The organism is Amycolatopsis sp. NPDC059235, assembly GCF_042754125.1.
Taxonomy (GTDB): domain Bacteria; phylum Actinomycetota; class Actinomycetes; order Mycobacteriales; family Pseudonocardiaceae; genus Amycolatopsis; species Amycolatopsis albidoflava.
This window is the reverse complement of sequence record NZ_JBHZAG010000024.1, coordinates 98,885-112,685: the sequence shown is the minus strand read 5'-3', so window position 1 is coordinate 112,685 and position 13,801 is coordinate 98,885. Positions and strand designations below refer to the sequence as shown.

The following is a 13,801-nucleotide window of genomic DNA, read 5'->3' as shown; positions in this document are numbered from 1 at the left end:
GGTAAATATGCCTTGACAAGCACCCCCAGACCGCAGGAGAGCTTCGTATCGGGGTGCGGGGGAGGGGCTGGGTGCCTCGAAGGTTGGGTGCAGTGGTGCGGGTTATGAAGTTGCTGGGAAAGACAAGGTTGGTGCTATTTGGTTGAAGGTGGCGGAGGCTGTGTCTTCTTGTTCTGCTGGGACTGTTAGGGATAGCAGCCACAGGGTGTTGTCTGCTTGTTTTATTAGTGCGTAGGTTGCGCGGGTTATTACTGCGTCTGGGTTGGCGGAGTGGCTTTGCGCTCGTTCTACTGCGCGGAACATTACTTCTACGCCGTTGTTCGTTTTTGTTGGTTCTCGGGTGAAGTTGAATGAGTCTTGCGAGCCTGACGAGCGCAGTGCTGCCATTGCGTCGCTGAGCGAATACTTCTCGTAGAAGTTCGGGATTCGTTCCAGGCGCAGGGATTGGCGGCCGTCCTGGGAAAGGTATTGGACTACCGTTGAGGTGCCGTAGGCGGATTTTCGGGACGCGATGAAGCGTTTCCATCCTTCTGGCACTGAGACGGTGTATTCGCTGTCTCGCGAGACGTTTGCCGTTGCGCTTGCGTTGCCGTGTTGGGGGACCAGTTTCAGTGGTTCCGAGGAGCCTGCGACTGTGCCCAGGGTGGCCAGCACTCCGGTTTCGGGGCCTTGTGGTGGCAGCAGGTTTTGGCCGCTCACCACCCTTGCCAGTGCGAAACCGCCGCCGCAGGCCAGGGCGAACAGGACCATTGAGGCTACGGCCAGCATTGCTGTTGCTTTGCCGCTGCGGCGTGGGGGTGGTGGCGGTAGCGGGGCCGGCAGTGGGGGCGCGGGGGTGAAGGCGGGGGCGGAGCCGGTGTTTCCCGAGCGCATGAAGGGCAGCGGGCCTGGGTCTGCTGCCAGTGCGGCGGGCTGGTCGGGAGTGTCGGGTTTCGGGGCGACTGTTTTGATGACCTGGGTGTCGGTGGCGTCCAGGTGGGCGGCCGTCTTTTTGCCGTCGGGGGTGCGGAACAGTTCTGGGCCGAACAGGTCTAGGGCGGCCTTGTTCTGCATGGGGTAGAGCCGGTGGCGCACCTCGCGCAGCGAGATTCGCTTTTCCGGCTCCTTCTTCATCAGCGCGGTGATGACGTCGGCCAGCGGGCCCGCCTTCGGGCGCGGGACCTTGCCGTTGACGACCTTGCCGACGGTTTCCAGTGGGTCGCCGTCCGCGTCGTACGGGGGTGCGCCTTCGACGGCGGCGAAGAGCGTCGCGCCGAGGCCCCACAGGTCGGCGTTGGGGGTTACTGCGCCACCGGAAGCGACTTCCGGCGAGATGTAGGCGGGCGAACCGAGCATGATTCCGGTTCGCGTCATGGTGGCTTCGGAGACGTTGCGGGCGATGCCGAAGTCGGTGAGCTTGATGCGGCCGTCGCTCGCCACTAGGACGTTGCCTGGCTTTACGTCACGGTGGGTGATGCCTGCGTCGTGGGCTGCTTCGAGAGCCGCCGCAACCGCGATGCCGACGGCTGCGGCCTGCTCCACCGTCAAGGGGCCGTGGTCGCGCAGCAGGTGGGCGAGGCTGCGCGACGGCAGCAGCTCCATCACGACGAACGGGGCGTCGTTCTCGCGCGCGACGTCGTGCAGGGTGATGACGTTCGGATGCGACAGCACCGCGATCGCGCGGGCCTCGCGGAGCGTGCGCTCGCGGAGTTCGTCCGCCTGTTCGGCCGGGATGCCCGGCGGCACCTTCATCTCCTTGACCGCGACCGGGCGGTGCAGGAACTCGTCGTAGGCCGACCAGACCGTGCCCATCGAGCCCGACCCCAGAATCGACCGCAGCCGGTATCGCCCGGCGACTACCCGCGGCTGGTCGCCGCCGGGCGACGGCTCGGCGTTCGCGGAGCCGGTGCTGTCGGTGTTGCCGGGCTGGTCCAGGTCGCTGTTCTCCGAGGGCACCCCATGATTGTGGCCCACGCCGCGGTCCCTCTTCGACTCAGCACCGCTACCCCTGAGTTCACCCGTACGGGGGGCGAGCAGAGTCACAGGTGCGGGTGGTGGCCTGCCTCTACCATCACTGGGTATGACGAACGTGGCTGGTCCGGAGTCGGCGCCGACTTCCGAGCCCGGGCTCGCGCTCGCGGCGGAGTTCCCGACCGCGGACCGCGCCCAGTGGCAGGAGCTGGTGGCGGGAGTGCTGCGCAAGAGCGGCAGGCTCCCCGAGGATTTCGCGGGCGCGCCGGAGAGCAAGCTCGCCTCGCGCACCTACGACGGCATCGAAATCCAGCCGCTATACACGTCTGACAGCGCTGGTGTCGCTGGCGGCGACCTCGGCTTCCCCGGGTTGCCGCCGTTCGTGCGCGGGGCCCGGCCGGAGGGTGTCGTCGACACTGGGTGGGACATCCGGGTCCGTCACCAGCGCGAAGACGTCCGTGCGGCGAACGCGGCGATCCTCGCTGACCTCGAAGGCGGCGCGTCTTCGGTGTGGCTGCGGCTCGGCGCGGGTTCGCTGCCGATTTCCGCGCTCGAGGACGCGCTGAACGAGGTGTACGTCGGCCTCGCGCCGGTCGTCCTCGACGCCGGTGCGGAGTACGAAACCGCAGCTCAGGCGCTTCTCGACCTCTTCGCCGAGCGCGAGGTCCCGGCCAGCGAAGCCGTCGGCACGCTCGGTGCGGACCCGCTCGGCACCTCGGCGCGTACAGGGCAGGCCTTGCCGCTCGGTCCGGCCGCGGAATTGGCCGCGAAGGTTGCCCCTAAGTACCCCAAGGTTCGCACGATCGTCGCCGACGGACTGCCGTTTCATGAGGCAGGCGGCTCCGACTCGCAGGAACTCGGCGCGACGATCGCGTCCGGCGTCGCTTATCTGCGTGCGCTCACCGAGGCCGGTTTGGACGTCGCCGCGGCGGCCGCGCAGATCGAGTTCCGGCTCGCGGCGACTGCGGACCAGTTCCTGACAATCGCCAAGTTCCGCGCCGCGCGCCGGCTGTGGGATCGGGTCCTCGAAGTCTCCGGAGCGGCCGCGAACGCGCGCGGGATGCATCAGCACGCGGTCACGTCGCCGTCGATGTTCACCCAGCGTGACCCGTGGGTGAACATGCTGCGCACCACCGTCGCCTGCTTCGCGGCGGGAGTCGGCGGCGCGGACGCGGTCACCGTGCTGCCGTTCGACGCGGCGATCGGCCTGCCGGACGCGTTTTCCTCGCGGATCGCCCGCAACACCAACGCGATCCTCATCGAAGAGTCGAAGCTGGGCAGCGTGATCGACCCGGCGGGCGGCTCCTGGTACGTCGAGAAGCTCACCGACGAACTCGCCGAAGCCGCGTGGCGCGAGTTCACCGCGATCGAGGCGGCGGGCGGCATCGAGGCCGAGCTGGCGTCCAGCGCGTTGGCCGGGCGGCTGGCCGAGACCTGGGAGAAGCGCGCGAGCCGTCTCGCGACCCGGCGCGATCCGCTGACCGGCGTCAGCGAGTTCCCGAACCTGGACGAAAAGCCGGTCACCCGCGAGCCAGTGCCGTCCACTGTGGACGGCGGACTGCCGCGGCACCGGTACGCCGAGGAGTACGAGAAGCTGCGCGACGCGTCCGACGCCTACCTCGCCGAGCACGGCGAGCGGCCGAAGGTTTTCCTAGCCACGCTGGGTCCGGTTGCCACGCACACCGGCCGCGCGTCGTTCGCGACGAACCTGCTGCAGGCGGGCGGTATCGAGGCGGTGAACCCCGGCGCGACCGACGACCTGCCCGGCGCGTTCCGCGAGAGCGGTGCCAAGGTCGCCTGCGTCTGCGGCACCGACGCGGCGTACGAGGAACAGGCCGCGTCCGTCGCGGCTTCGCTCGGCGCGACGGAGGTTCTGTTGGCGGGCAAGGGAACCTACGACGGAATCAGCGGCAATTTGTACGCCGGGTGCGACGCGCTCGAAGTCCTGACCAGCCTCCACGCACAGCTGGGAGTCTCCGCATGAGCATCCCGAATTTCGCCGACGTTCCTCTCGGCACCCCAGAACCAGGCGACCGCGCCGCGTGGGCACAGGCCGTGCAGGAAGCCACCGGCAAGGGCCCGGACGCGCTGGCCTGGGAAACCCCCGAGGGCATCGGCGTGAAGCCGGTCTACACCGCCGCCGATCTGTCCGATGTGGACTTCCTCGGCACGTACCCGGGCATCGCGCCGTACCTGCGCGGGCCGTACCCGACGATGTACGTCAACCAGCCCTGGACGATCCGCCAGTACGCCGGGTTCTCCACCGCGCAGGAGTCGAACGCCTTCTACCGCCGCAACCTCGCGGCCGGGCAGAAGGGCCTGTCGGTCGCGTTCGACCTCGCGACCCACCGCGGCTACGACTCCGACCACCCGCGCGTGTCCGGCGACGTCGGCATGGCCGGCGTGGCGATCGACTCGATCTACGACATGCGCCAGCTGTTCGACGGCATCCCGCTGGACAAGATGTCCGTCTCGATGACGATGAACGGCGCGGTCCTGCCGGTGCTCGCGCTGTACGTGGTCGCGGCCGAGGAGCAGGGGGTGAAGCCGGAGCAGCTCGCGGGGACCATCCAGAACGACATCCTCAAGGAGTTCATGGTCCGCAACACCTACATCTACCCGCCGCAGCCCTCGATGCGGATCATCTCCGACATCTTCGGCTACACCTCGCAGCACATGCCGAAGTACAACTCGATCTCCATCTCCGGCTACCACATGCAGGAGGCCGGAGCGACCGCCGACCTGGAGCTGGCGTACACGCTCGCGGACGGCGTCGAGTACATCCGCGCGGGCGTCGAAGCCGGGCTGGACGTCGACAAGTTCGCGCCGCGGCTCTCGTTCTTCTGGGCCATCGGCATGAACTTCTTCATGGAGGTCGCGAAGCTGCGCGCCGCTCGGCTGCTGTGGGCGAAGCTCGTGAAGCAGTTCGACCCGAAGTCGCAGAAGTCGCTGTCGCTGCGTACGCACTCTCAGACGTCAGGTTGGTCTCTCACCGCGCAGGACGTCTTCAACAACGTCACGCGTACGTGCGTCGAGGCGATGGCCGCGACCCAGGGACACACACAGTCGTTGCACACCAACGCTCTCGACGAAGCGCTGGCGCTGCCCACCGACTTCTCCGCGCGGATCGCGCGCAACACACAGCTGTTGCTGCAGCAGGAGTCCGGCACAACGCGCGTCATCGACCCGTGGGGCGGCAGCGCGTTCGTAGAGAAGCTCACCTACGACCTCGCGCGCAAGGCGTGGGGCCACATCACCGAAGTCGAGGGCGCGGGCGGCATGGCGCGCGCGATCGATGAAGGCATCCCGAAGCTGCGCATCGAAGAGGCGGCCGCGCGTACGCAGGCGCGCATCGACTCGGGACGACAGCCGGTCATCGGCGTGAACAAGTACCAGGTCACTGACGACGAGCAGATTGACGTGCTCAAGGTCGACAACGCGGGCGTACGCGCACAGCAGCTCGAGAAGCTGCGTCGGCTGCGCGAAGAACGCGACCCGCAGGCCACCGAGGACGCCCTGCGCCGCCTCACCGAAGGCGCGCAGAACAACGGCAACCTGCTTGAGCTGGCCATCAACGCCGCGCGCGCGAAGGCCACCGTCGGCGAGATCTCCGACGCCCTGGAGAAGAACTGGGGCCGCCACTCCGGCCAGATCCGCACGATCTCCGGCGTGTACCGGGAAGAGGTGGGGAAGTCGGACAACGTCGAGAAGGCCCGCGAGCTGGTCGACAAATTCGCTGAAGACGAAGGCCGCCGCCCGCGCATCCTCGTCGCGAAGATGGGCCAGGACGGCCACGACCGCGGCCAGAAGGTGATCGCGACCGGCTTCGCCGACCTCGGCTTCGACGTCGACGTCGGCCCGCTGTTCTCCACCCCGGCCGAGGTCGCGCGCCAGGCGTCGGAAGCCGACGTGCACGTGATCGGCGTGTCCTCGCTGGCCGCCGGGCACCTCTCGCTGGTGCCCGCGCTGCGCCACGAGCTGGCCGAGCTGGGCCGCGAGGACATCATGGTCGTGGTCGGCGGCGTGATCCCGCCGCAGGACTACCCCGAGCTGCGCGAAGCGGGAGCGGCGGCGATCTTCGGCCCGGGCACGGTGCTCGCGGACGCCGCGATCGACCTGCTCCAGCAGCTGGCCGCGCAGGAGTCCTGAACCTTGCCGCGGCGGATCGACGTCGGCGAATACGCCAAGGGCGTGCTCGCGGGCGACCGGGGGACCCTGTCCAAGGCCATCACGCTGGTCGAATCGCACCGGGAGGACCACCGGCGGCAAGCCCAGGAACTGCTGGTCGAGCTGCTTCCGCACGCCGGCGGGGCGAAACGCGTCGGCATCACCGGCGTGCCCGGAGTCGGTAAGTCGACATTTATCGACCAGCTCGGCACCGACCTCACCACGGCCGGGCACCGGGTCGCGGTGCTGGCCGTCGACCCGTCCTCGACCCGCACCGGCGGCTCGATCCTCGGCGACAAGACCCGGATGGCGCGGCTGGCGGTCGATCCGAAGGCGTTCATCCGGCCGTCGCCGACGTCCGGCACGCTCGGCGGCGTCGCCCGCGCGACCCGCGAGACGATCGTGCTGATGGAGGCGGCCGGCTTCGACGTCGTGCTGGTGGAGACGGTCGGGGTCGGGCAGTCCGAGGTGACCGTGGCGAACATGGTCGACTGCTTCCTCTTCCTGACGCTGGCGCGCACCGGCGACCAGTTGCAGGGCATCAAAAAGGGCGTGCTGGAACTCGCCGACGTCATCGCCGTGAACAAGGCCGACGGCCCGCACGAACGCGACGCCAAGCGCGCCGCGCGCGAACTGCAGGGCGCGCTGCGGATGATCTACGGCAAGGACGCGCTCTGGACGCCGCCGGTGCTCACGTGCAGCGGGCTCGAAGGCAGCGGCCTCGACGAGGTGTGGGCGGCGATCGGGAAGCACCGCGAGGTGCTCACCGAATCGGGTGATCTTGGCGAGAGGCGCAAGAAGCAGCAGGTGGACTGGACCTGGTCGATGGTTCGCGAGCAGCTGCTCGACCGGCTCACCGCGCATCCGGCGGTCCGCGCGCAGGTAGCCGACGTGGAACGAGCCGTGCGCGACGGAGAACTCACCGCCACGCTGGCCGCGCAGCGGATCTTGGCGGCGTTCACCGAGCCCTCGTGACCTCCCCTTCTTGAACGTTGTCCAAGAAGAAAGAACGCTGTGCGCACAAGTGTCTTTTGACCGTCTCAGGGGCTTGATGCGCCCGGCGGTCGTCAGCACGGGGCGAGCGGACCCGGCTCCACCGCGTGGCGGCTGACGCGCCGAAGCTTCGGCGGGCACAATGCACGGTGACGGCGTAGAAGGGAAGTCATGGCGAAGGTGCGGGGACTGCTGCTGGCCGGATTGCTCGGCGTGCTGCTCACCGGGGTGCTGCCGGTGGCGGCGTCCGCGGCGACCTCGGCTCCCGCCGCGGTCACGGTGGCGGCTGAGACGGCGATCACGCAGGTGAACGCGGTCCATCAGGCACCGCCCGGCCCGGTGCTCGACCCCACGCAGACCGACAAGGCCAACGCCGACAAGACGAAGAAGAACCTCATCGCGGGCGGGGCCGCGGTGGTGCTGCTCGCCATCGTGTTCTTCGGCCGCCGCCACCGCATCAAGCGCCGCAAGGCCCAAGGCGGCTGAGCTTTCCGGCGTTCACCCACGCCGAACTTCGTCAGCCGTTCGCCGCAGATCTTCTACCGGCCGTCTTGGTCGGAGCGCACCGCACCGCCGCTTGCCACCTGCATGGTGCACGATCGACTCCAATGCGTAAGACAGATCGATCGGCACGTTGCGTGTTCCCCTGCGCTCGTGTTGCGGGAGGAGGTGCGGCGTGACGGTGCTGGACTCACGGCCGGACGTTCCAGGTGACCACAACCCGATCGCGGCGCCCGGCGCGCTGCTCTCCGAAGCCGGCGTCAGCATGGCTCCGGTGGAAGACCTTGGTGCGGGCCGCGGCCCGTTCTGGCTGGACGACTGGCTGCGCGCGAACGCGACCGACGTGCTCGCGTGGCGGCGGCACATCCACGCCCACCCCGAGCTGTCGCGCGACGAGTACGCGACGACCGAGCTGATCGTGTCGCTGCTGCGCCGGGTCGGGCTGAAGCCGTGGGTGCTGCCCGGCGGCACCGGCGTGGTGTGCGACATCGGCAAGGGCGAGCGCTGCGTCGCGCTGCGCGCGGACATCGACGCGCTGCCGCTGACCGAGGACACCGGCCTGCCGTACTCCTCCACCACTGAGGGCGCCGCGCACATGTGCGGCCACGACGCGCACACCGCGATCCTGCTCGGTGCCGGCCGCGCGCTCGCCGGCGCGCCCGAGCTGCCCGGCCGCGTGCGGCTGATCTTCCAGCCCGCGGAGGAGGTCATGCCCGGCGGCGCGCTGGACATGATCGCCGCGGGAGCGCTGGACGGCGTCGAGCGGATCTACGGCCTGCACTGCGACCCGCGGCTCGAAGCGGGCAAGGTCGGCACCCGGGTCGGCGCGCTGACGTCCGCCGCCGACCTCATCGAACTGCGCCTCACCTCGCCCGGCGGCCACACCTCGCGGCCGCACCTCACCGCGGACCTCGTGTACGCGCTGGGCACGGTCATCACGTCGCTGCCGTCGGTGCTGTCGCGCCGCGTCGACCCGCGGTCCGGCACGGTGCTGGTGTGGGGCGCGGTGCACGCCGGGCAGGCCGCCAACGCGGTGCCGCAGGACGGCGTCCTGCGCGGCACGCTGCGGACCGCCGACCACGAGGTGTGGAAGGCGCTGGAGCCGCTCGTCGCGTCGTCGGTGGAATCGCTGCTGGCCCCGACCGGCGTCGGCTTCTCGCTCGACTACCGGCGCGGAGTGCCGCCCGTGGTGTCCGACGCCGAGTCGACCGCGCTGATGCGCGCCGGCGTCGAGGCGGCGGTCGGCGAAGCGGGGCTCGCCGGGACGGAGCAGTCGTCCGGCGGCGAGGACTTCGGCTGGTACCTGGAGCACGTCGGCGGGGCCTTCGCCCGGCTCGGCGTGTGGTCCGGCCCGCCCGCTCCGCAGGCCGACATCCACCGCCCGACGTTCGTCCTCGACGAGCGCGCGCTGCTCGTCGGAGTTCGCACTTTGGTGCACACCGCGCTGGCCTCGCTGGCCTGAGTTATCCACAGGCTGCGGGTCGATGTGGATAACTTGGGTGGGTGAGAGGTACCCCTCGTGCGGGGGTGTCAGCGGGGAGTTACGCCCTGTGGTCTAGACCGCCGATGCCCTCGCTCTGGTCTGTTCACCGAGAGTCATTTCGGACTTTTGTGCTGCCGTGGTTGGGCAGGTGGCCGTTGACTGCCTCTGGTGGATTTCGTGTTGTGCGGCAACGGCTTTGGCGGAATCCGCGGCTGGCGGCGGTGCTGCGCTGACCTGATTTCTGCCGCCATTTCTGGTCACGCGCTGCTGTTTTTCCTGCGCTCTGAGGTGCTCGATGCCCGTGTGGGTGAGCCTCTGCCGTGTGGTATTGGGCGACTGTCCGGCCGGGCTGTGGATAGTCCGGAGACGCAGAGTTATCCACAGGGCCGCACCGCTGGGGACAACTTCCCGGCTCGCCTGGGGACGGCCTGGGCGGGCTGTGGATGGCTCGGAAAACGAGCCTCCCGGACCGCCGCCGCGAGGCCGGGCGCGCTCCGGAGGAGCGGTTTGGTTCGCCTCTCGAACGGCTGAAAGTCCGTGAGGGGAACCCTGAGGGACTCAGAGTCCGTGAAGGTTCCCCTCACGGACAGTCAAGCGGAGAGCGTCAGCCGCTGATCCCGGTGCACGGCCGGGTGCGCAGATCGTCCACGTAGTCCACCGGGGCCCCGGCCGCCTCCGCGGCATCAGCGAGCACCCCGAGATACCGCGCCGAGGGCAGGCCGCCCTCGTAGGCGTCCAGGACGTACAGCCAGGCCAGCACCGATCCGTCCATGGTCTGCACGCGCAGCCGGATCTTCGTGTGCATCCCCAGCTCGCCGCCTTCCCAGCGGTCGAGGCGTTCCTCGTCGAGCCCGGTCACGTCGTAGATCACCACGAACACCCGCGACGACGGGTCCTCGACGATGGTGGCCAGCGCGCCTTCCCACCCGATGTCCTCGCCGCCGAACGTCAGCCGCCAGCCTTCCAGCCAGCCGGTGCCGGCCATCGGCGAATGCGGGGCGCGCTCCAGCATCTGGGCGGGCTCCATGTTGGATCCGTAAGCGGCATACAACGGCACGCGGCACAGCCTAGCGACCCTTCCTTCGCATATCCGGATGCACATGCCGTGTCCCGGGCACTTCGCCTGCCGGTCAGGTTCGCCGCGTAGGGTCAGGACCACCGCCAAGCACGTGTGACATAGGAGGACCCAGGTGACCAGGATCGTGATCATGGGTGGCGGCCCGGCGGGCTACGAAGCCGCCTTGGTCGCGGCGCAGCACGGCGCCGACGTGACGATCGTCGAGCGGGACGGCCTGGGCGGCGCCTGTGTCCTCTACGACTGCGTGCCCTCGAAGACGTTCATCGCGTCGTCCGGCGCGCTGGCGAAGATGCACGACCTCGGTGAGCTCGGCATCAACACCGACCTCGCGGACACCACCGTCGACCTGCCGACTGTGCACGGCCGGGTGAAAGGTCTCGCGCTCGCGCAGTCGGCCGACATCCGTGCCCGCGTGCAGCGTGAGGGCGTGCGCGTGATCACCGCCGAGGCCCGCTTCGCCGACGACGAGCCGGGTTTGGCCACCCACACGGTGGAGATCACGCACGCCGACGGGAAGGTGGAATCCCTGTCCGCCGACGTCGTGTTGATCGCCACCGGCGCGACCCCGCGCGTGCTGCCCGGCGCGGTGCCCGACGGCGAGCGGATCCTGGACTGGCGTCAGCTGTACGACCTCACTGAGCTGCCCGAGCACCTCGCGGTGATCGGCTCCGGCGTCACCGGGGCCGAGTTCGCCTCCGCGTACACCGAGATGGGCGTGAAGGTCACCGTCGTGTCCAGCCGCGACCGCGTGCTGCCGCACGAGGACGCCGACGCCGCCGCGGTGCTCGAAGAGGTCTTCACGCAGCGCGGCACCACGGTGGCCAAGCAGGCCCGCGCGGAGCGCGTCGAGCGCACCGAGAAGGGCGTCGAAGTTCACCTGGCCGACGGTCGCGTGATCGAGGCAAGCCACGCCCTGATGACCGTCGGGTCCGTCCCGAACACCGCCGACATCGGCCTCGACCGCGTCGGCATCGAACCCGGCCCCGGCGGCTTCATCGCGGTGGACCGGGTGTCGCGCACGAGCGTCCCCGGCGTCTACGCGGCGGGTGACTGCACCGGCGTGCTGATGCTCGCGTCCGTGGCGAGCATGCAGGGCCGCATCGCGATGTGGCACGCGCTGGGCGAGGGCGTCGCGCCGATCAAACTCAAGACCGTCGCGGCGAACGTCTTCACCCACCCGGAGATCGCGACTGTCGGCATCAGCCAGCAGGCGATCGACTCCGGCGAGGTTCCCGCGCGCACGATCATGCTGCCGCTGGCCACCAACGCGCGCGCGAAGATGGAAGGCCTCCGCCGCGGTTTCGTGAAGCTGTTCTGCCGCCCGGCCACCGGCGTCGTGGTCGGCGGCGTGGTGGTCGCGCCGTCGGCGAGCGAGCTGATCCTGCCGATCGCGCTGGCCGTGCAGAACCAGCTGACTGTGGACCACCTCGCGCTGACGTTCTCGGTGTACCCGTCGCTGTCCGGATCGATCACCGAAGCGGGCCGTCAGCTCATGCGGCACGACGATCTGGACTGATTTTTCTCCTCAGGGCAACCCCGTGCCGCACACCGCGTCTAGCGGGATGAAGACGTGTGGCACGGGGAAGGAACGAGGGTGCGCAAGAGCGCGATTTTCGCGGTGGCGGCGGCGATCGGACTGGCCGGGACAGCGGTCCCGGCGGTAGCGGCGGACGGGCCGGCCCCTGATCCGGTGACCGTGCAGCTGAACCAAGACACCGCGGTGCTGCACGGCCAGGTGAACGCCTACCAGCGCGGCTCTGAGCCGAACCTGGCGCTCGCTTACTGCCCCGGAGCCAAGGCGGGTACGGCGACGTTCAGCTCGCCCGCCCTGAAGTTCTCCCAGTACTTCTACGGCGAGATGGTCGGCGTGAAGGCCACGATGAACGCGCACGCGAGCCTGGTGCCGGGCACCAAACCCGGCAGCTATCCGCTCACCGTCACGTGTGACGGGAAGCAGTACACCGCGACGTTCACCGTGCCCGCCGCGCAGGTGTCACGGGTGCCCCAGGGCGCGGCGAAGGCGGGCGACGGAAGCCTCGCCGGCTAATCGTCCATGCTTGCCGAAAACCGCCGGAAAATTGTTTCCGGCGGTTTTTTCGTTCCCGGGGCAACCCCCGGACGGGTGGAGACGTCTTGGTTGTTGTCGGAACGAAAACGCCCGGGCCGCAGGGGGAACTGCTGGCAGGGCGCGGATTCGCCGCTGTCGTATGCGGCGGGAATCGCATTTTTCATCAAGGGGAGTGTCATGAAGCGTACCGTTGTTTTCTCCGCCCTGGTCGCCGCCGGAATGCTTTCGGCCGCACCGGCTTTCGCCGCCGAAGCGCCCACTACGCCGCCCGCGACGAGCGCTACCGCCGCTCCGTCTTCCTCTCCTGCCACCGAGGAGCCGACGGATGACAACGCGGGTGTCCCCAAGGCGTTCATCCGCGTGCTGCCGTCGTCTGGGCACGCCGGGGACCGCGTCACGGTGCGCGTCGGCTGCGAGGCCTCGGAAATCAAGAACCTGAACTCGGCGGCGCTGCAGTTCGGCAAGCTGCACCCGGTCGGCCCGCAGAACGACCCGTCGAAGGCTCCGATCTCGCAGGGCACCGCGACCGTTCGTACGGGCGTGAAGCCTGGCGTGTACAAGGTGGCGTTCTCCTGCGGCAGCGCCGATCTCAGCACGAAGTTCACCGTGCTGGGCGCGAAGCCCGCGCCGAAGCCGACGCCGACTCCCGCGCCCAAGCAGGTCAGCAAGGTCCCGTCCGGCGCTCCGCAGACCGGCGGCACGGACGGTCCGATCGCGGACAGCTCGAACCTCGGCCTGCCGATCGCGGCCGGCGCGATGGGCGTGCTCGCACTCGGCGGCACTGGGCTCGTGGTGGCGCGTCGTCGCCAGCGTGGCTGACTAGTCTCCTGGGCCTGGCTGCGTTTTCGCGGCCAGGCCTAGGCGGATAGGGGGAATGATGATCAGGAAGACAATCGCCGCGTCGGCCGTCGCGCTCGCCGCGCTGACGGCCGGATGCTCGGTCGGCTCGACGACCGCGGCACCCGCGTCCAGCGCTCCGTCCGCTTCGTCGGCCGCGATGCCGAAATCGGAGCCGGTGTCGCTGGACATCCCGAGCATCGACGCGCATTCCAGCCTGGTGCCGCTCGGCCTCAATCCCGACAATTCGGTGCAGGTGCCGCCGGTCAGCACGCCGTTGCAGGCTGGGTGGTACGAAAACGGCCCGACACCCGGCGAGGTCGGCCCCGCGGTCGTGCTCGGACACGTGGACGGAAACAAGCACAAAGGGATCTTCTACCGGCTCAAGGAAATGAAGCCGGGAGACGACGTCGACATCGCCCGCCGCGACGGCTCCACCGCGCACTTCGAGGTGACCAAAGTGGACCAGGTGCCCAAAGACGTCTTCCCGAGCGACGCGGTCTACGGGGACACTTCGGACCCGCAATTGCGCCTGATCACCTGTGGCGGGGCGTTCGACCGGGCCGAGCACAGCTACGTGGACAACATCATCGTGTACGCCCACCTGGTGAACGGTTCGCACTGATCGGGCGATTGCCCGGGCGATTGAACGGGCATTGAAGAAGACGCCCCCGATTTTGTCGGTCCCCGGTGCGACACTGTGGCGGTTGGCACAATTCTGGGA

General features: G+C 69.1%; 12 protein-coding genes. 9 read left to right on the top strand and 3 right to left on the bottom strand.

The genetic code is table 11. The features are described 5' to 3' along the window. Positions 1-102: 102 nt before the first annotated feature. Positions 103-1,818: a serine/threonine-protein kinase gene (locus ACFXI3_RS18370; protein WP_378400639.1), complete on the bottom strand. Its 1,716-nt coding sequence runs from the start codon at positions 1,816-1,818 to the stop codon at positions 103-105. 241 nt (positions 1,819-2,059) lie between these two features. Here ACFXI3_RS18370 and ACFXI3_RS18365 point away from each other — a divergent pair, with 241 nt between their 5' ends. The 5 genes from ACFXI3_RS18365 to ACFXI3_RS18345 all read left to right on the top strand — a co-directional run bounded on the left by ACFXI3_RS18365 (position 2,060) and on the right by ACFXI3_RS18345 (position 9,073). Beyond that, positions 2,060-3,934, top strand: coding sequence for a methylmalonyl-CoA mutase family protein (locus ACFXI3_RS18365; RefSeq protein ID WP_378400635.1), 1,875 nt, complete (start codon positions 2,060-2,062; stop codon positions 3,932-3,934). After that, complete coding sequence (gene scpA / locus ACFXI3_RS18360) at positions 3,931-6,099, top strand: methylmalonyl-CoA mutase (protein ID WP_344287501.1); 2,169 nt, start codon at positions 3,931-3,933, stop codon at positions 6,097-6,099. The genes ACFXI3_RS18365 and scpA overlap by 4 nt, the downstream gene beginning before the upstream one ends. Positions 6,100-6,102: 3 nt before the next feature. Further along, the gene (meaB, locus tag ACFXI3_RS18355; RefSeq protein ID WP_378400633.1) at positions 6,103-7,092 is read left to right on the top strand and encodes a methylmalonyl Co-A mutase-associated GTPase MeaB; all 990 of its coding nucleotides are present in this window, start codon (positions 6,103-6,105) and stop codon (positions 7,090-7,092) included. 189 nt (positions 7,093-7,281) lie between these two features. Further along, positions 7,282-7,596, top strand: coding sequence for a hypothetical protein (locus tag ACFXI3_RS18350; protein ID WP_344287497.1), 315 nt, complete (start codon positions 7,282-7,284; stop codon positions 7,594-7,596). A gap of 190 nt (positions 7,597-7,786) precedes the next feature. After that, positions 7,787-9,073, top strand: a complete 1,287-nt coding sequence (locus ACFXI3_RS18345; RefSeq protein WP_344287495.1) for an amidohydrolase — start codon at positions 7,787-7,789, stop codon at positions 9,071-9,073. Between the two features lie 625 nt (positions 9,074-9,698). Here ACFXI3_RS18345 and ACFXI3_RS18340 read toward each other — a convergent pair. Further along, complete coding sequence (locus tag ACFXI3_RS18340) at positions 9,699-10,151, bottom strand: gamma-glutamylcyclotransferase (protein WP_344288881.1); 453 nt, start codon at positions 10,149-10,151, stop codon at positions 9,699-9,701. Between the two features lie 133 nt (positions 10,152-10,284). Between ACFXI3_RS18340 and ACFXI3_RS18335 the strand changes: the two genes are divergently transcribed. Together ACFXI3_RS18335 and ACFXI3_RS18330 are read left to right on the top strand one after the other, a co-directional pair. Next, a complete protein-coding gene (locus ACFXI3_RS18335) occupies positions 10,285-11,688 on the top strand; it encodes an NAD(P)H-quinone dehydrogenase (RefSeq protein WP_344288879.1) in 1,404 nt (467 codons plus the stop codon). Between the two features lie 78 nt (positions 11,689-11,766). Then, positions 11,767-12,219, top strand: a complete 453-nt coding sequence (locus ACFXI3_RS18330) for a hypothetical protein (RefSeq protein ID WP_344288877.1) — start codon at positions 11,767-11,769, stop codon at positions 12,217-12,219. Here the strand turns inward: ACFXI3_RS18330 and ACFXI3_RS18325 are convergent. Beyond that, positions 12,216-12,419: a hypothetical protein gene (locus ACFXI3_RS18325; RefSeq protein WP_378400630.1), complete on the bottom strand. Its 204-nt coding sequence runs from the start codon at positions 12,417-12,419 to the stop codon at positions 12,216-12,218. The two genes, ACFXI3_RS18330 and ACFXI3_RS18325, sit on opposite strands and share 4 nt — an antisense overlap. On the opposite strand from ACFXI3_RS18325, the gene ACFXI3_RS18320 reads away from it, so the two are divergent. Both ACFXI3_RS18320 and ACFXI3_RS18315 read left to right on the top strand, forming a co-directional pair. After that, entirely contained in the window at positions 12,418-13,059 is a 642-nt protein-coding gene (locus ACFXI3_RS18320; protein ID WP_378400628.1) for a hypothetical protein, read from the top strand. The two genes, ACFXI3_RS18325 and ACFXI3_RS18320, sit on opposite strands and share 2 nt — an antisense overlap. Before the next feature lie 58 nt (positions 13,060-13,117). Beyond that, positions 13,118-13,702 (top strand): class F sortase, encoded by a 585-nt coding sequence (locus ACFXI3_RS18315; RefSeq protein WP_344288871.1) that lies wholly within the window; start codon positions 13,118-13,120, stop codon positions 13,700-13,702. Positions 13,703-13,801 lie beyond the last annotated feature (99 nt).